Origin of the sequence: Pseudomonas sp. R1-7, assembly GCF_051132105.1 — a bacterium.
Classification (GTDB): Bacteria; Pseudomonadota; Gammaproteobacteria; order Pseudomonadales; family Pseudomonadaceae; genus Aquipseudomonas.
Map to the genome: position 1 here is coordinate 1,742,893 of NZ_CP071661.1, position 16,022 is coordinate 1,758,914.

Here is a 16,022-nt window from a genome sequence, read left to right on the forward strand (position 1 = left end):
TTGGAATTGACGCAGACCCTGTGGGAGAGAGCTTGCTCGCGATAGCGGTTTTACATTCAACAATGATGTTGGCTGGGCTACTGCTATCGCGAGCAAGCTCGCTCCCACAGGTAAAGGGCAGGGCTTATTTATCGCGAATCGAGAAATTGGCCATATGCTCCAGCCCCTTGATCAACGCCGAGTGATCCCAGTTGCTGCCACCGATGGCCGCGCACGTGCTGAACACTTGCTGGGCGTTGGCCGTGTTGGGCAGGTTGATGTTCAGTTCCTTGGCGCCTTGCAGGGCCAGGTTCAGGTCCTTCTGGTGCAGGCTGATGCGGAAACCCGGGTCGAAGGTGCCCTTGATCATGCGCTCGCCGTGGACTTCGAGGATCTTCGACGAGGCGAAACCGCCCATCAACGCTTCACGAACCTTGGCTGGGTCGGCACCGTTTTTCGAGGCGAACAGCAGCGCTTCGGCCACGGCCTGGATGTTCAGGGCGACGATGATCTGGTTCGCCACTTTAGCGGTCTGGCCGTCGCCGTTGGCACCGACCAGGGTGATGTTCTTGCCCATTGCCTGGAACAGCGGCAAGGCGCGCTCGAAGGCAGTGTTGTCGCCACCGACCATGATGCTCAGCGTCGCGGCCTTGGCGCCCACCTCGCCGCCGGACACCGGGGCGTCGAGGTACTGCGCGCCTTTTTCATTGATCTTGGCCGCGAAGGCCTTGGTGGCGGACGGCGAGATCGAACTCATGTCGATCACCACTTTGCCCTTGCCCACGCCGGCTGCGACGCCGTCGGCGCGGAACAGCACGTCGTCGACCTGTGGGGTATCCGGAACCATGATGATGATGAATTCGGCTTCCTGGGCGACTTCCTTCGGGTTGGCCAAAGCCACTGCGCCACCGGCTACCAGGTCGGCTGGAGCTGCGTCGTGGTGCTGGGTCAGGAACAGGCTGTGACCGGCTTTTTGCAGGTTCAGTGCCATTGGGTGGCCCATGATGCCGGTGCCGATGAATCCGATTTTAGCCATGAAAAAATCCTCTCTTATTAAAGTGCCCGCGGACGCTTGTCGTCAGATCGCGTTATGGGTTTTCAGCCAGCCCAGTCCCGCTTCGGTGGTGGTCAGCGGCTTGTATTCGCAGCCGACCCAACCCTGGTAGCCGATGCGGTCCAGGTGTTCGAACAAGAAGCGGTAGTTGATTTCGCCGGTGCCCGGCTCGTTGCGGCCCGGGTTGTCCGCCAGTTGCACGTGGTTGATCTCGCCCAGGTGCGCCGACAGGGTCCGGGCCAAGTCGCCTTCCATGATTTGCATGTGATAGATGTCGTATTGCAGGAACAGGTTGGCGCTGCCCACCTGCTCGCGGATCGACAGGGCCTGGGCGGTGTTGTTCAGGTAGAAGCCAGGGATGTCGCGGGTATTGATGGCTTCCATCACCAGTTTGATGCCTTCGCCTTGCAGCTTTTCGGCGGCGTACTTCAGGTTGGCGACGAAGGTTTTTTCCACCAGGGCCTCGTCGCACTTCTGCGGACGAATCCCGGCGAGGCAATTGACCTGGGTATTGCCCAGCACTTTTGCGTAGGCAATCGCCAAGTCGACCCCGGCGCGGAACTCCTCGACCCGATCCGGCAGGCAGGCAATGCCGCGCTCACCCTTGGCCCAGTCGCCGGCCGGCAGGTTGAACAGCACCTGGGTCAGGCCATTGGCGTCGAGCAGGGCGTTGATTTCGGCGGAGCTGTAATCGTAGGGGAACAGGTATTCGACTCCACTGAAACCGGCCTTGGCGGCCGCTTCGAAACGGGCGAGGAAATCCTGTTCAGTGAACAGCATGGACAGGTTGGCGGCGAAACGCGGCATGGTGGTCTCCTGTAAGTAATTGGCAGGCCCCTGTGGGAGCAAGCCTCAGTCCAGTAATGAGATGGCAGTGGGTGCATCGTTGCCCACCAGCGCCAGGTCTTCAAACTCATTGACGGCGTTGATCTCGGTGCCCATGGAAATATTGGTCACCCGTTCCAGGATGATCTCGACGATCACCGGCACCTTGAACTCTTCGATCATGTCCTGGGCCTTGCGCAGCGCCGGCTGGATGCCGGACGGTTCGAACACCCGCAGTGCCTTGCAACCCAGGCCTTCGGCCACCGCGATGTGGTCAACGCCATAGCCGTTGAGTTCCGGGGCGTTGAGGTTGTCGAACGACAACTGCACGCAGTAATCCATGTCGAAACCGCGCTGGGCCTGGCGGATCAGGCCCAGGTAGGAGTTATTCACCACGACGTGGATGTAGGGCAGCTTGAACTGCGCGCCCACCGCCAACTCTTCGATCATGAATTGGAAATCATAGTCGCCCGACAGCGCCACGACCTTGCGGCTCGGATCGGCCTTGACCACCCCAAGCGCGGCAGGAATCGTCCAGCCCAGGGGACCGGCCTGGCCGCAGTTGATCCAGTGGCGTGGCTTGTAGACGTGGAGAAACTGCGCCCCGGCGATCTGCGACAGGCCTATGGTGCTGACATAGCAGGTGTCCTTGCCGAATACCTGGTTCATTTCTTCGTAGACGCGCTGGGGCTTGACCGGCACGTTGTCGAAGTGGGTCTTGCGTTGCAGGCTGGCCTTGCGTTGCTGGCAATCGTGCAACCAGGCGCTGCGGTTCTTCAGCTTGCCGGCGGCTTGCCATTCGCGGGCGACTTCGATGAACACCGTCAGGGCCGAGGCAGCGTCGGAAACAATGCCCAGGTCCGGAGTGAACACGCGGCCGATCTGCGTCGGCTCGATGTCCACGTGAATGAACGTGCGGCCTTCGGTGTAGACGTCTACCGAACCGGTGTGACGGTTGGCCCAGCGATTGCCGACGCCCAGCACCACGTCGGACTTGAGCAATGTGGCGTTGCCGTAGCGGTGGGACGTTTGCAGGCCGACCATGCCGACCATCAGCGGGTGATCATCGGGAATGGTGCCCCAGCCCATCAAGGTCGGGATGACCGGGATGCCGGTCAGCTCGGCAAACTCTACCAGCAGGTCGCTGGCATCGGCGTTGATGATGCCGCCGCCGGCCACCAGCAACGGACGTTCAGCCTGATTGAGCATCGCCAAGGCTTTCTCGATCTGCACCCGGTTGGCTGCGGGTTTGGCCAAGGGCAGCGGTTGGTAGGCGTCGATGTCGAATTCGATCTCGGCCATCTGCACATCAAACGGTAAGTCGATCAGCACCGGGCCCGGACGGCCGGAGCGCATTTCAAAAAAGGCTTTCTGGAAGGCATACGGCACTTGGCCCGGCTCCAGGACGGTGGTAGCCCACTTGGTCACTGGCTTGACGATGCTGGTGATGTCCACCGCCTGGAAATCTTCCTTGTGCATACGGGCGCGGGGCGCTTGCCCGGTGATGCACAGGATCGGGATCGAATCGGCAGAAGCGCTGTAGAGCCCGGTGACCATGTCGGTACCGGCCGGCCCGGAAGTGCCGATGCACACACCGATATTGCCGGCCTTGGTCCGGGTGTAGCCCTCGGCCATGTGCGAGGCGCCTTCAACGTGCCGAGCGAGGACGTGATCGATGCCACCGACCTTTTGCAAGGCGGAGTACAGCGGGTTGATTGCAGCACCCGGGATGCCGAAGGCGGTGTCCACGCCTTCACGGCGCATCACCAGGACGGCGGCTTCGATTGCTCTCATTTTGCTCATTATTTTGTGCCTCTTTACGTTTTGTAATTGTATACAAGTGGCTGTGCGGCAGAGTGTATTCATGGCGAGCGCTGCTGGTCAATCCCTTTCCTCAAGCACCTGTTTCATTCGAAGGAAGTCCTGATTTGCTGCAGGCTACAGCAGTGATAGGTAATTTGTTCGAGTTTATGTATACAAAAATGTCATGTGTTGTGTTCTATTTGTCGGGCTGGTTTTTGCTTCAAGTTAAGCCACAAAGCTTTTCCCATAACCACAGAAGGACAGGACCCATGAGCGTTCTAACGTTGAAAATAGCCGTCAACCTGGCCGGACAAGCCCTTGCCGCAGGCCGTGAAGTCAGCGCCGCACCCTTGACCGTCGCGGTCCTGGACTGTGGCGGGCACCTGGTTGCCTTGCAGCGCGAAGATGGCGCCAGCCTGCTTCGCCCGCAGATCGCCATCGGCAAGGCCTGGGGTGCCATCGCCTTGGGCAAAGGCTCGCGGCTGCTCGCCCAGGACGCCCAACAGCGCCCGGCGTTCTTTGCCGCTTTGAATGGCCTGGGCCAAACCAACATCGTGCCGGCGCCGGGTGGGGTATTGATCAGGGATCAGGAGGGCAGGGTGTTGGGGGCGATTGGTGTCAGCGGCGATGTTTCGGATGTGGATGAGCAGGTGGCGGTGAGGGCGGTGGAGGCGGTGCAGTTGTGGGCGGATGCGGGGGTTACGTCTTGATATGAAAAAATGGAGGCATTCGCCAGGGCGGCGATGACGAAGCGGGGGCGCATCGATAAGCTGCCGCCCTCTCGTTTTGTATCAAGGAAGATTTGCGTGAATACGCTGTTTCGCATCATTTTGACCATGACAGTGGCCCTCTGTACCCCCCTTTTGAAAGCCGCAGAGGTGGATGTCGATGAGGTCGCCTATCAAGCGCTCAAACCAGTAGTCGCTGCACTGATGAATGCCGATGACGCCGAAGAGCTGATCGCAAGGGGCGAAAAGCTTGAGCAGCGCGACAGTTTGCAAGCCATCGCCGTTTATCTGGCGGCGGTCCGTGAGGATCCCAAACAAATGCTGGCGCCTTACAAGGTCGCCTCGCTGTTTGCTTACCGCGGTGATTACAAACTGTCAGAACGCTATTTGAAAGTGGCCGATGAGCGTGGCATGTGGTTCGGTCCGTTGATGGCCGATGACCGGAACTTGATCAATCTGCGCCAGACGTCCACATTCAAGCGAGTATTAGCCAACGCCCAGAACCGCTATGAACAAATCGCCGGCGACAAAGTAGGCGCGATTTCGGTACTCAATCCTTCTGGTATTTTGGCGTCTTCAGTATGCCGGCCAGTAGTGGTTCGGCTTCATGGATACGGCGGCAACGGTGAACTTGGCGAGGATTATCAGTCGCTGGCGGACACCGGCGCGATCCTCTTGGGCATCAACGGTACTGAAATGATCGACACTGTCGACAGCTTCCGTTGGATCGGTCCGGGTTTCGAAGGTACGCATCAAGCTGTTCAATCCGGATTGAAAAAGTTGGCCACGCAGCATTGCATTGACCGTAAGCATGTCTACTTGATGGGCTTCTCTCAAGGGTCTCTACACGCTGGGGCTTTGCTGGCGCAGCACCCGGATGATTATGCTGGCGCGCTTCTGATTTCGCCTGGGGGGTTGCAGTCGACCCCGACTACAAGCCAGGCCCAAGGGAAAAGAGTGGTTGTGATCCACGGCAAGATGGAGGCGGCCAGCAACCGGGAAATGAGCGCAGAGTTTCGCAAGCTGTTCAGTGAAGCTGGACACAACGAGGTCAGATCGGTCGAACATGAGGGGGGGCATCGTTATCCTGACGACTGGAGAACTTCGTTGCCCCAAGCGTTGCATTGGCTGATGGGGAGCGAGGCCTGACATTCACGCGACCGGAGGCTGCGTCAGTCCACCTCACACCCCTTCAAAACCAACCGAATAATCGTCTGCGCCGCAGCTTCGTAGTCCGCTTCATCGAGCTTGGCCTTGCCGGTCACGGCGCTGATCTGCCAGTCGAAGTCGGCATAGGTCTGGGTGGCGGCCCAGATGCTGAACATCAGATGGTTGGGATCGATCGGGGCGATCTGGCCGCGGTCGATCCAGGTCTGGATGCAGTTGATGTTGTGCCGGGCCTGGGCGTTGAGCTGTTCGACGAGATCGGCGCTCAGGTGCGGGGCGCCGTGCATGATTTCGCTGGCGAAGACTTTCGAGGCAAACGGTAGGTCGCGAGAGATGCGGATCTTGGAGCGGATGTAGTGGCTCAGCACTTCACCCGGCACGCCGTCGGCATTGAACGGTGTCGAAGCCTGGAGAATTGGTTCGATGATGCTTTCCAGCACCTCGCGATAGAGGTTTTCCTTGGATTTGAAGTAGTAATAGACGTTGGGTTTGGGCAAGCCCGCCTTGGCCGCGATGTCGCTGGTTTTGGTCGCGGCGAAGCCCTTGTCGGCAAATTCTTCGCTGGCGGCACGCAGGATGAGTTCTTTGTTGCGCTCGCGGATAGTGCTCATAAACCCTGGGGTTCCTTGCCGGTTCTGGCGGTGGCGCATGGTAGCACCGGCCTTGCGCGACGCTCAAGAATGCCCCAAGGACGCGCCGCTCGCGCTATGCTGCGCAGCATTATTGTTCAAGGAGCCCCTCCATGGCTGGAAGCAGTTTGCTGGTTTTGATCGATGACATCGCCACCGTACTCGACGATGTGGCGTTGATGACCAAGATGGCCGCCAAGAAAACCGCCGGCGTGCTCGGTGATGACCTGGCGCTCAATGCACAGCAGGTTTCAGGTGTGCGGGCCGAGCGGGAACTGCCGGTGGTGTGGGCGGTCGCCAAGGGTTCCTTTATCAACAAGCTGATCCTGGTGCCGTCGGCGCTGGCCATCAGTGCCTTCGTCCCGTGGCTGGTGACGCCGCTGTTGATGGTCGGCGGCGCCTATCTGTGTTTTGAAGGGTTCGAAAAGCTCGCCCATAAATTTCTTCACAGCAAGGCCGAAGACCAGGCTGAGCACGCGCACCTGGTCGAGGCGGTGGCCGATCCGGCGGTCGATCTGGTGGCTTTCGAAAAGGACAAGATCAAGGGCGCGGTGCGCACCGATTTCATCCTCTCGGCGGAAATCATCGCTATTACCCTCGGCACTGTCGCCGATGCGCCGCTGACCCAGCAGGTGATCGTGCTGTCGGGCATCGCCATTGTCATGACTGTGGGTGTGTATGGCCTGGTGGCGGGGATCGTCAAGCTCGATGACTTGGGCCTGTGGTTGACGCAGAAGCCCGGGCAGGCGGCCAAGAACATTGGCGGGGCGATCCTGCGCGCAGCGCCTTACATGATGAAAAGCCTGTCGGTGATCGGCACGGTGGCCATGTTCCTGGTGGGCGGCGGGATCCTCACCCATGGCGTGCCGGTGGTGCACCACTGGATCGAAGGCGTTGCGGCGAGTGCCGGTGGCGCCGGGTTCATCGTGCCGATGCTGCTCAATGCGGTGGCAGGCATCGTGGCGGGGGCGGTGGTGCTGGCGGGTGTGTTGGCGGTGGGCAAGGTCTGGAAGGCTCTTAGGGGCTGAAGCGTTGCTTTTTAAGACAATGCTTTCAGGCTTTTCCTACTTTTATCGATTGAGGGCTTCCATAAACTCCCCCGCGCTATTCGGCCGGTATTGGCTCGAATAAATTTTCCGCCAGCGAAGGGAGTATTTAATGAAATGGTATTGGCAAGTGATGCGGCAGTACGCAACGTTTAGAGGGCGTGCAAGCAGAGAAGAGTATTGGATGTTCTTCCTGTTGGAGCTCTGCTTGTGGTTGCTTTTCTTTGGGTTTGGTATCGCCACCGGATTGAATAAAGAGATTTATTTCCTATTGTTGTATCCGGTTTATTGCCTTCTGACCGTTTGCCCTCGATTGGCTGTTACGTGGCGGCGTTACCACGATATGAATAAAAGCGGGCTGAATATCTTCTGGGGAGCAGTGCCGGTGGTTGGTCCGTTCATCGTGCTCATCAGCTTGGCGGCAAGTGGTACGAAAGGCCCGAACAACTACGGCCTGGACCCGTTGGACCAGCCGGTAGCGGACAGTTAAATAAGGCTGGACGCTTAGACAGCGGCAATAAGAAAGGCCATTCGATGTTCATCGAATGGCCTTTCTTGTTAGGGCAGGCGCCTATTCGGCGATCTGCAACTTGCGCGACTCCGTATACACATAGCGCACCTTTTCATACTCGAACGGCGAGTTCAGCTGGCCGTAGCGGAAGCTGGTCTGGTAGCGCCTGTCCACCCCGCGCAGGAGCAGCAGCTCCGGGTGGTTGGAGCTGACTTCGGAGACGTTCAGGAAGTTGATTGCCGATTCCGCCGTGTAGTCCACCAGCAGGCCCGACGTGTCGCGCAAGTTCGAGGGGCCGAAGATCGGCAGCACGAAGTAGGCGCCGCCCGGTACGCCGTAGAAGCCCAGGGTCTGGCCGAAGTCTTCGCTCTGGCGCGGCAGGCCCATGGCGGTAGCCGGGTCCCACAAGCCGGCGATGCCAACGGTGGTGTTGAGCAACAGTCGCGCTGTGGTTTCCATCGAACGCTTGCCCTTGAATTGCAGCAGGCTGTTCATCAGGTTCGGCACGTCTCCCAGATTGTTGAAGAAGTTGCTTACACCGGTGCGCACGAAGCTTGGGGTGATGTAGCGATAGCCGTCGACCACGGGCAGGAACACCCATTGGTCAAAGCGGTAGTTGAAGTGGTAGACGCGGCGGTTCCAGGATTCCAGCGGGTCGTAGACGTTCAACGCGTTTAGGGTCGAACGTTCGAATTCGCGTTGGTCCAGGCCCGGGTTGAACTTGAGTTTGGTGAGCGGCTCCTTGAAGCCGTCCGAGTCCACCACTACGGGCGCGTCGGCCTTGCTGTTGTCGGCGTGGACCATGCCCGCGCTCATTAACGCGGCGATCAGCAGGAGATATTTAGCCACGGAAGAACTCCAGCATGGCGTCGCTGTTGACGCGGTAGTTAAGGTTGCCGCAATGGCCGCCCAATGGATAAACCGTCAGGCGATCACCAAAGGTCTTGCGCAGGAAGCCCAGGTCACCCGGGCCCAGGATCACATCGTCGGCGTTGTGCATGACTGCAATCTTGGAGCTGCCCTGCAGATAATCCTTCAGCGCGTACAGGCTGACCTGGTCGACCAATTGCAGCAGGCTGCCGCCGTCGGTGCGCGCGCGCCACATCGGGATTACTTGTTCGGTGAGGTAGCAGTCGAAATCGCATTGCAGCGCACGCTTGAGGAACGGTGTCAGGCTGGTGCTTTCGGTGATCGGGAACTTAGGAGGGATGATCAGGCCGCGGCGGTTGATCAGGTCAGAGGTGAAGGCGATGTCTGCCGCAGAGAAACGGAACGAGGTGCCGATCAGCATCGCCATCTGCTCGTTGCTCAGGTGCTGCTTGGACTGTTGGAAGTCATAGAGCAGGGCATCGTTGAGGTCGATGTAGCCTTTTTGCTGGAAGTAGCGGGTCAGCTTGTTCAGCACCAGTTCATAAAAAGTCGTGGTGCTATTGATGCCCTTGACCTCGGTCTGGACCAGTTTGTCCAGGTTGGTAATCGAGGTGTAGAGGTTCACCGGCGGGTTCAGTAGCAGCACCTTCTTGAAATTGAAGCTGCGGCGGGTTTCGTCCAGGTGGGCGACGAAGGCGGCGTCGAGGGCGCCGAGGCTGTAGCCGGTCAGGTAGTACTCGGTGACGGGCACTTTCGGATTCTGCGCGCGCACGGCCTGCATCACTCGGTACATGTCTTCGGCATCTTCCTTGGTGATGCCTGGTGTGGCGAAGCGCGAAGCGGCGCTCATGAAGTCGAAACTGGTGGGCGAAGACAGCTGCACCACGTGGTATCCGGCCTTGTAGTAGAGGCGCTTGAGGTACTCGTTGAGGGTGCTGTCGTAGCGCGCACCGGTGCCCGCGATCAGGAAGATCAGCGGTGCAGGTTTGTCTTGGGTGGCCATGCGGTAGGTGAGGCTTTTCACCGGCCAGAAATTGTCTGGCAGGATGAATTCGCGTTCCGGGCGCAGGGTCAGACTGTGGTCCGCCTGGTTGATGTCTTCGATCAGCGGCAGATCCGGACGCAGGTCCGGCGGCGTGGTGGCGATGGTCGCCTCGAACGGGTTGGTCAAGGGATAGCCATAGCTGGCGGCGTCAATATCTGCCGCCAGCGCGGACGCACTCAAGATAAGGCCGCCGAAGAGGGCAGCGAAGCGCAAGGAACGGAGCATGACTGGATCCCTTAGAGGAAGGTGCCGAATGAGGTTCGCAGCCTATGACCACCACAGCGAAGCCAAGTGCCATGACGGCTGCAAAACAAGCGCGAACGGGGCGCAATAGTAGCGGGACAATACACGTTGGGCCGTGGTGGCGGCTAGTGATCTCGCGGCTTGCCTGGCTCGTGCATGCAAGATTTGATCGAAATCCACGGTCGCGAACACCGGGAATGGCTTGCTGGCTTTCTGATGTCGTTTCTCGTTGCTTCGGCGTCGCAGACAGAGCAGGTTCCGAATCGGCGCAGGTTGATGATCAGTCGGTCAGTACTCCGCTGGCGTTCCGACCGGTTTGCAGGCGAGCGTGATGGGGGCGCTGTGCACCATAACAATACGTTGACGCCGCTCGGCATCCGTCGAGCGCAGCACTTTCGGGGAAGTAACGATGAAGATGCGACGAATCTTGGGCGCAGGTGCCGCACTGGTACTGGCGATCAGCTCCACCCTGGCAAGCGCCGAGACCAAAACCCTGAGCATTGGTTACGTTGACGGTTGGTCCGACAGCGTCGCGACCACCCACGTGGCCGCCGAAGTGATCAAGCAGAAACTCGGCTATGACGTGAAGCTGCAAGCCGTCGCGACCGGGATCATGTGGCAGGGTGTTGCCACCGGCAAGCTCGATGCGATGCTGTCGGCCTGGCTGCCAGTGACCCACGGCGATTACTGGACCAAGAACAAGGATCAGGTTGTCGACTATGGTCCCAACTTCAAGGACGCGAAAATTGGCTTGATCGTGCCGGAGTACGTCAAGGCCAAGTCTCTTGAAGACCTGAAGACCGACGACTCCTTCAAGAAACGCATCGTCGGCATCGACGCCGGTTCAGGCGTGATGCTCAAGACCGAACAGGCGATCAAGGATTACGACCTGACCGGTTATCAACTCAAGGCCAGCTCCGGGGCCGGCATGATTGCCGAGCTGACTCGGGCCGAGAAGAAGAACGAATCCATCGCCGTCACCGGTTGGGTGCCGCACTGGATGTTCGCTAAATGGAAACTGCGCTTCCTGGAAGACCCAAAAGGCGTCTATGGCGCGGCTGAGACTGTAAACAGCATCGGCAGCAAGGGCCTCGAAGCCAAGGCGCCGGAAGTGGTCGAGTTCCTGAAGAAGTTCCAGTGGGCGTCGAAAGACGAGATCGGCGAAGTCATGCTGGCGATCCAGGAAGGCGCCAAGCCGGACGCCGCGGCCAAGGATTGGGTGGCCAAGCATCCGGATCGTGTGAAGGAGTGGACCGGCAAGTAATCCGCCTGGTTTAGTTGTTCCGAAAAACCGCATGAGCGTCTGCCATGCGGTTTTTTTGCGCCTGTGATTCCTGAATTCTCCACAAAGGGAACTGCGAAAATGTGCGGAAAACCGGCAACACCGTCATGTCGTTCTAATACTAAGGTCGTCTGGAACCTCGCCTGGAGCCGCATAGAGTAGAGCTGTTCCAAATAAATCTGTGCTGCGAGGATAAAAACAATGAACGACAGCATTTACCTCTCGATTCAAAACAGCCCGCGCTTCAAGGAGCTGGTGAAGAAACGAGAAAAGTTCGCCTGGATTCTCTCGGCGATCATGCTTGGGCTGTATTCCGGCTTCATCCTTCTGATCGCCTACGGGCCGCATATTCTCGGGGCCAAAATGTCCCCCGGTTCCACCATCACTTGGGGTATCCCCATCGGGGTTGGCCTGATTCTCTCGGCCTTCGTCCTGACCGGCATCTACGTGCGACGTGCCAATGGCGAATTCGACGACCTGAACAATGCGATTCTCAAGGAGGCTCAGCAATGATCCGGCGTCTACTGGCTCTTCTGAGCATTGCAGCATTTGCACCGGGCGCCTGGGCGGCTGACGCCCTGACCGGTGCCGTGCAGAAACAACCCCTCAACGTTGCCGCTATCCTGATGTTCGTGGCGTTCGTTGGCGCGACCCTGTACATCACGTACTGGGCATCGAAGAAAAACAACTCGGCGTCCGACTACTATGCGGCCGGCGGCAAGATCACTGGCTTTCAGAACGGCCTGGCGATTGCCGGTGACTACATGTCGGCGGCGTCTTTCCTGGGGATTTCCGCGCTGGTATTCACCTCTGGCTACGATGGCTTGATCTACTCCATCGGCTTCCTGGTGGGCTGGCCGATCATCCTGTTCCTGATCGCCGAACGCCTGCGCAACCTGGGTAAATACACCTTTGCCGACGTGGCGTCCTACCGCCTCGGGCAAACCCAGATCCGCAGTCTGTCCGCCTCCGGCTCATTGGTGGTGGTGGCGTTCTACCTGATCGCGCAAATGGTCGGTGCCGGCAAGCTGATCCAGTTGCTGTTCGGCCTGGACTACCACGTTGCGGTCATCCTGGTCGGCATCCTGATGTGCCTCTATGTATTGTTCGGCGGCATGCTGGCTACCACCTGGGTGCAGATCATCAAGGCTGTGCTGTTGCTGTCGGGTGCGTCGTTCATGGCCCTGATGGTGATGAAGCACGTCAACTTCGATTTCAACATGCTGTTTGCCGAAGCGGTCAAGGTTCACCCTAAAGGCGAGGCGATCATGAGCCCTGGCGGCCTGGTGAAGGATCCGATCTCGGCCTTCTCCCTCGGCCTGGCGCTGATGTTCGGTACCGCGGGCCTGCCGCACATCCTGATGCGCTTCTTCACCGTGAGCGACGCCAAGGAAGCTCGCAAGAGCGTGCTGTATGCCACTGGCTTCATCGGCTACTTCTACATCCTGACCTTCATCATCGGCTTCGGCGCGATCCTGCTGGTCAGCACCAACCCGGCCTTCAAGGACGCGGCAGGTGCCTTGCTGGGTGGCAACAACATGGCGGCGGTGCACCTGGCCAACGCGGTTGGCGGCAGCATCTTCCTGGGCTTCATCTCGGCGGTGGCGTTCGCGACCATCCTGGCAGTCGTAGCAGGCCTGACCCTGGCCGGTGCCTCGGCGGTGTCCCATGACCTGTATGCCAGCGTGATCAAGAAAGGCAAGGCCAACGAGAAGGATGAGATTCGCGTCTCGAAAATCACCACAATCTGTCTGGCGGTGCTGGCGATCGGCCTGGGCATCCTGTTCGAGAAGCAGAACATCGCGTTCATGGTGGGCCTGGCGTTCTCCATCGCGGCGAGCTGCAACTTCCCGGTGCTGCTGCTTTCGATGTACTGGAAGAAGCTGACCACCCGTGGCGCCATGATCGGCGGCTGGCTGGGCCTGGTCAGTGCCGTGGGCCTGATGATCCTCGGCCCGACCATTTGGGTGCAGATCATGGGTCACGAGAAGGCAATCTTCCCGTACGAATACCCGGCGTTGTTCTCGATGGCCATTGCGTTCGTCGGCATCTGGTTCTTCTCCGTTACCGACAAGTCGGCTGAAGGTGCCAACGAGCGGGCGCTGTTCTTCCCGCAGTTCGTGCGTTCGCAGACTGGCCTGGGGGCGAGTGGGGCGGTTAGCCACTGATGTAGCGATAAGTGCTTGAAGAAATACCCCGGTCGAGAGGCTGGGGTATTTTTTTGTGTCGCGTTTCTGGAAGGCAGGCCTGGCGCCATCGCGAGCAAGCTCGCTCCCACACTGGAACGCGTTCATCCTGTGGGAGCGAGCTGGCTCGCGATGACGCCGGGTCTGCCAATGCAGTTTCTGGATCAGATATAAAGAGGCATAAACAAAACAGCCCCTGCTCTTATGTATAAGAAGCAGGGGCTGTTTCAGTGCAGCGTGGGACCTATCGCAAGGCGGGCCTTACTTGCGGTCTTCCAGCTTGGTGATGTCACGCGACTCGTAGCCGGTGTACAGCTGGCGCGGGCGGCCGATCTTGTACGGGCTGGAGAGCATTTCCTTCCAGTGGGAGATCCAGCCCACGGTCCGCGCCAGGGCGAAGATCACGGTGAACATGCTGGTTGGAATGCCGATCGCCTTGAGGATGATCCCCGAGTAGAAGTCGACGTTCGGGTACAGCGAGCGCTCGATGAAGTACGGGTCGGTCAGGGCGATCTCTTCCAGGCGCATGGCCAGTTCGAGTTGCGGATCGTTCTTGATCCCCAGTTCCTTGAGCACTTCGTCGCAGGTCTGCTTCATGACGGTGGCGCGCGGGTCGCGGTTCTTGTAGACCCGGTGACCGAAGCCCATCAGCTTGAACGGATCGTTCTTGTCCTTGGCCTTGGCGATGAACTTGTCGATGTTCGAGACATCGCCGATTTCATCGAGCATGGTCAACACTGCTTCGTTCGCACCGCCGTGGGCAGGGCCCCAGAGCGCGGCGATACCGGCGGCGATACAGGCGAACGGGTTGGCACCCGACGAGCCGGCCAGACGCACCGTGGACGTGGAGGCGTTCTGCTCGTGGTCGGCATGGAGGATGAAGATCCGGTCCATGGCCTTGGCGAGCACCGGGCTGATCGGTTTGATCTCGCACGGGGTGTTGAACATCATATGCAGGAAGTTCTCTGCATAGGTCAGGTCGTTGCGCGGGTACATCATGGGCTGGCCCATGGAGTACTTGTAGACCATGGCTGCCAGGGTCGGCATCTTCGCCACCAGGCGGATCGCGGAGATTTCGCGATGCTGGGGGTTATTGATGTCCAGGGAGTCGTGGTAGAAGGCCGAGAGGGCGCCGACAACGCCGCACATGACGGCCATCGGGTGGGCATCGCGACGGAAGCCGTTGAAGAAGGTCTTCAACTGTTCGTGAACCATGGTGTGGTTCTTTACGGTGCTGACGAACTGGGCCTTTTGCTCTGCGGTCGGCAGCTCGCCGTTGAGCAGCAGGTAGCAGGTTTCCAGGTAGTCCGATTTTTCAGCCAGTTGCTCGATCGGGTAGCCGCGGTGCAGCAGGATGCCGTTGTCGCCGTCGATATAGGTGATTTTCGACTCGCACGAGGCGGTCGACATGAAACCTGGGTCAAAGGTGAAACGGCCCGTGGCCGTCAGGCCCCGTACGTCGATTACATCGGGACCAACGGTGCCGGTTAAAATGGGCAGCTCGACGGGGGCTGCGCCCTCGATGATCAACTGCGCTTTTTTGTCAGCCATGTGGCCTCCTATTAATGCTTGGAATCATCAGACAGACCCCCCACGCAGGGCCCGCACCACTATAGTGAGATAAATCCGAATGTCAATTTGCCTAAAGTCTTGCTCCAGAAGGCTTTAACCGGACTTTTTCCGCGAAATTGCCTGCCGTTTACGCCTTTTGCGCTCTATGTGCAATGCGCTATTAGGGGAAGGTGAACGCGTTGTCATTAGTAGCCTAACTGTCTATACTCGGCCACCGACCGCCAGGGGCTTTTGGGCCTGCTTTCTTGGGGGTCGTCACTCCCTGGGTGGTGAGTACCTGACCAGTGCGCGCCCCAACAACTTTGCCCTGATTGTTAGGGGCTCTTCAGTGTGAAAAAAAAGCCGTGAAAAGCCAACGACCTGTAAACCTAGACCTAAGGACCATCAAACTCCCAGTCACTGCTTACACGTCCATTCTTCACCGTATCTCCGGTGTCATCCTCTTCGTCAGCCTGGCCATCATGCTTTATGCATTGGACAAGTCGCTCGATTCGGAAGAAGGCTTCGGTCAGGTGAAAGCGTGTCTGACCAGTCCGCTAGCCAAGCTAGTGATTTGGGGCATCCTGTCCGCCTTGCTGTATCACCTGGTTGCCGGTGTGCGCCACTTGATCATGGACATGGGCATCGGTGAGACGCTGGAAGGCGGCAAGCTGGGCTCGAAAATCGTTATCGCCGTTTCCGTGGTGGTAATCGTTCTGGCAGGAGTCTGGATATGGTAACCAACGTCACGAACCTTTCGCGTTCTGGCCTTTATGACTGGATGGCGCAGCGTGTGTCTGCGGTCGTTCTCGCGGCTTATTTCATCTTCCTGATCGGATATGTAGTCGCCAACCCCGGCCTGGGCTATGCCCAATGGCATGAACTGTTTGCAAACAACTGGATGCGTATCTTCAGTCTGCTGGCACTCGTCGCACTGGGCGCCCACGCCTGGGTCGGCATGTGGACCATCGCGACCGACTACCTGACGCAAATGGCGTTCGGCAAGTCGGCGACTGCCGTACGTTTCCTCTTCCAGGCAGTATGCGGCGTTGCGATGTTCGCTTACTTCGTCTGGGGTGTGCAGATTCTCTGGGGTATCTGAT

General features: G+C 58.9%; 16 protein-coding genes. 9 read left to right on the forward strand and 7 right to left on the reverse strand.

Features of this window, described 5'->3' with window-relative positions:
* Window positions 1-124: 124 nt before the first annotated feature.
* From J3P79_RS07785 to gcl, 3 genes are read right to left on the reverse strand one after another with little or no spacing between them, the layout of a single operon-like run.
* A complete protein-coding gene (locus J3P79_RS07785; protein ID WP_434609465.1) occupies window positions 125-1,015 on the reverse strand; it encodes a 2-hydroxy-3-oxopropionate reductase in 891 nt (296 codons plus the stop codon).
* A gap of 42 nt (window positions 1,016-1,057) precedes the next feature.
* Complete coding sequence (gene hyi / locus J3P79_RS07790; RefSeq protein WP_434609467.1) at window positions 1,058-1,840, reverse strand: hydroxypyruvate isomerase; 783 nt, start codon at window positions 1,838-1,840, stop codon at window positions 1,058-1,060.
* A gap of 45 nt (window positions 1,841-1,885) precedes the next feature.
* Window positions 1,886-3,661 carry a glyoxylate carboligase gene (gene gcl / locus J3P79_RS07795; RefSeq protein WP_434609468.1) on the reverse strand — a complete coding sequence of 592 codons (1,776 nt, stop codon included), beginning with the start codon at window positions 3,659-3,661 and terminating at the stop codon, window positions 1,886-1,888.
* A 269-nt stretch (window positions 3,662-3,930) separates the two neighbouring features.
* Here gcl and J3P79_RS07800 point away from each other — a divergent pair, with 269 nt between their 5' ends.
* Together J3P79_RS07800 and J3P79_RS07805 are read left to right on the forward strand one after the other, a co-directional pair.
* Complete coding sequence (locus tag J3P79_RS07800; protein WP_434609470.1) at window positions 3,931-4,371, forward strand: GlcG/HbpS family heme-binding protein; 441 nt, start codon at window positions 3,931-3,933, stop codon at window positions 4,369-4,371.
* Window positions 4,372-4,467: 96 nt separating this feature from the next.
* Window positions 4,468-5,538, forward strand: coding sequence for an alpha/beta hydrolase (locus tag J3P79_RS07805; RefSeq protein WP_434609472.1), 1,071 nt, complete (start codon window positions 4,468-4,470; stop codon window positions 5,536-5,538).
* A gap of 23 nt (window positions 5,539-5,561) precedes the next feature.
* Here the strand turns inward: J3P79_RS07805 and J3P79_RS07810 are convergent, their stop codons facing one another.
* The gene (locus tag J3P79_RS07810; protein ID WP_434609473.1) at window positions 5,562-6,167 is read right to left on the reverse strand and encodes a TetR/AcrR family transcriptional regulator; all 606 of its coding nucleotides are present in this window, start codon (window positions 6,165-6,167) and stop codon (window positions 5,562-5,564) included.
* 131 nt (window positions 6,168-6,298) lie between these two features.
* Here J3P79_RS07810 and J3P79_RS07815 point away from each other — a divergent pair, with 131 nt between their 5' ends.
* Both J3P79_RS07815 and J3P79_RS07820 read left to right on the forward strand, forming a co-directional pair.
* A complete protein-coding gene (locus J3P79_RS07815; protein ID WP_434609475.1) occupies window positions 6,299-7,213 on the forward strand; it encodes a DUF808 domain-containing protein in 915 nt (304 codons plus the stop codon).
* A gap of 130 nt (window positions 7,214-7,343) precedes the next feature.
* Complete coding sequence (locus J3P79_RS07820; protein WP_434609477.1) at window positions 7,344-7,721, forward strand: DUF805 domain-containing protein; 378 nt, start codon at window positions 7,344-7,346, stop codon at window positions 7,719-7,721.
* Window positions 7,722-7,802: 81 nt separating this feature from the next.
* On the opposite strand, the gene J3P79_RS07825 is transcribed toward J3P79_RS07820, so the two are convergent.
* Both J3P79_RS07825 and J3P79_RS07830 read right to left on the reverse strand, forming a co-directional pair.
* The gene (locus J3P79_RS07825; RefSeq protein WP_420766941.1) at window positions 7,803-8,591 is read right to left on the reverse strand and encodes an MlaA family lipoprotein; all 789 of its coding nucleotides are present in this window, start codon (window positions 8,589-8,591) and stop codon (window positions 7,803-7,805) included.
* Window positions 8,584-9,882: a serine/threonine protein kinase gene (locus J3P79_RS07830; protein ID WP_434609478.1), complete on the reverse strand. Its 1,299-nt coding sequence runs from the start codon at window positions 9,880-9,882 to the stop codon at window positions 8,584-8,586. Before J3P79_RS07830 ends, J3P79_RS07825 begins: the two co-directional genes overlap by 8 nt.
* A gap of 427 nt (window positions 9,883-10,309) precedes the next feature.
* Here J3P79_RS07830 and J3P79_RS07835 point away from each other — a divergent pair, with 427 nt between their 5' ends.
* The 3 genes from J3P79_RS07835 (at window position 10,310) to J3P79_RS07845 (ending at window position 13,350) form a co-directional block, all read left to right on the forward strand.
* Window positions 10,310-11,164 carry a glycine betaine ABC transporter substrate-binding protein gene (locus J3P79_RS07835; protein ID WP_045156623.1) on the forward strand — a complete coding sequence of 285 codons (855 nt, stop codon included), beginning with the start codon at window positions 10,310-10,312 and terminating at the stop codon, window positions 11,162-11,164.
* Window positions 11,165-11,383: 219 nt separating this feature from the next.
* The gene (locus J3P79_RS07840; protein WP_030138324.1) at window positions 11,384-11,695 is read left to right on the forward strand and encodes a DUF485 domain-containing protein; all 312 of its coding nucleotides are present in this window, start codon (window positions 11,384-11,386) and stop codon (window positions 11,693-11,695) included.
* Window positions 11,692-13,350 carry a cation acetate symporter gene (locus J3P79_RS07845; RefSeq protein ID WP_434609480.1) on the forward strand — a complete coding sequence of 553 codons (1,659 nt, stop codon included), beginning with the start codon at window positions 11,692-11,694 and terminating at the stop codon, window positions 13,348-13,350. Before J3P79_RS07840 ends, J3P79_RS07845 begins: the two co-directional genes overlap by 4 nt.
* A 279-nt stretch (window positions 13,351-13,629) precedes the next feature.
* Here J3P79_RS07845 and gltA read toward each other — a convergent pair whose 3' ends face one another.
* Complete coding sequence (gene gltA, locus J3P79_RS07850) at window positions 13,630-14,919, reverse strand: citrate synthase (protein WP_003172803.1); 1,290 nt, start codon at window positions 14,917-14,919, stop codon at window positions 13,630-13,632.
* A gap of 365 nt (window positions 14,920-15,284) precedes the next feature.
* Here gltA and sdhC point away from each other — a divergent pair, with 365 nt between their 5' ends.
* Window positions 15,285-15,659 (forward strand): succinate dehydrogenase, cytochrome b556 subunit, encoded by a 375-nt coding sequence (gene sdhC, locus J3P79_RS07855; RefSeq protein WP_024780620.1) that lies wholly within the window; start codon window positions 15,285-15,287, stop codon window positions 15,657-15,659.
* A complete protein-coding gene (sdhD, locus tag J3P79_RS07860) occupies window positions 15,653-16,021 on the forward strand; it encodes a succinate dehydrogenase, hydrophobic membrane anchor protein (protein ID WP_003179222.1) in 369 nt (122 codons plus the stop codon). Before sdhC ends, sdhD begins: the two co-directional genes overlap by 7 nt.
* Window position 16,022 lies beyond the last annotated feature (1 nt).

Coding starts and splice junctions, on each gene's coding strand:
- sdhD (WP_003179222.1), top strand. CDS start 15,653: ATGGTAACCAACGTCACGAACCTTTCGCGTTCTGGCCTTTATGACTGG.
- J3P79_RS07835 (WP_045156623.1), top strand. CDS start 10,310: ATGAAGATGCGACGAATCTTGGGCGCAGGTGCCGCACTGGTACTGGCG.
- J3P79_RS07840 (WP_030138324.1), top strand. CDS start 11,384: ATGAACGACAGCATTTACCTCTCGATTCAAAACAGCCCGCGCTTCAAG.
- J3P79_RS07820 (WP_434609477.1), top strand. CDS start 7,344: ATGAAATGGTATTGGCAAGTGATGCGGCAGTACGCAACGTTTAGAGGG.
- J3P79_RS07830 (WP_434609478.1), bottom strand. CDS start 9,882: ATGCTCCGTTCCTTGCGCTTCGCTGCCCTCTTCGGCGGCCTTATCTTG.
- J3P79_RS07785 (WP_434609465.1), bottom strand. CDS start 1,015: ATGGCTAAAATCGGATTCATCGGCACCGGCATCATGGGCCACCCAATG.
- hyi (WP_434609467.1), bottom strand. CDS start 1,840: ATGCCGCGTTTCGCCGCCAACCTGTCCATGCTGTTCACTGAACAGGAT.
- J3P79_RS07845 (WP_434609480.1), top strand. CDS start 11,692: ATGATCCGGCGTCTACTGGCTCTTCTGAGCATTGCAGCATTTGCACCG.
- gcl (WP_434609468.1), bottom strand. CDS start 3,661: ATGAGCAAAATGAGAGCAATCGAAGCCGCCGTCCTGGTGATGCGCCGT.
- J3P79_RS07800 (WP_434609470.1), top strand. CDS start 3,931: ATGAGCGTTCTAACGTTGAAAATAGCCGTCAACCTGGCCGGACAAGCC.
- J3P79_RS07815 (WP_434609475.1), top strand. CDS start 6,299: ATGGCTGGAAGCAGTTTGCTGGTTTTGATCGATGACATCGCCACCGTA.
- J3P79_RS07810 (WP_434609473.1), bottom strand. CDS start 6,167: ATGAGCACTATCCGCGAGCGCAACAAAGAACTCATCCTGCGTGCCGCC.
- gltA (WP_003172803.1), bottom strand. CDS start 14,919: ATGGCTGACAAAAAAGCGCAGTTGATCATCGAGGGCGCAGCCCCCGTC.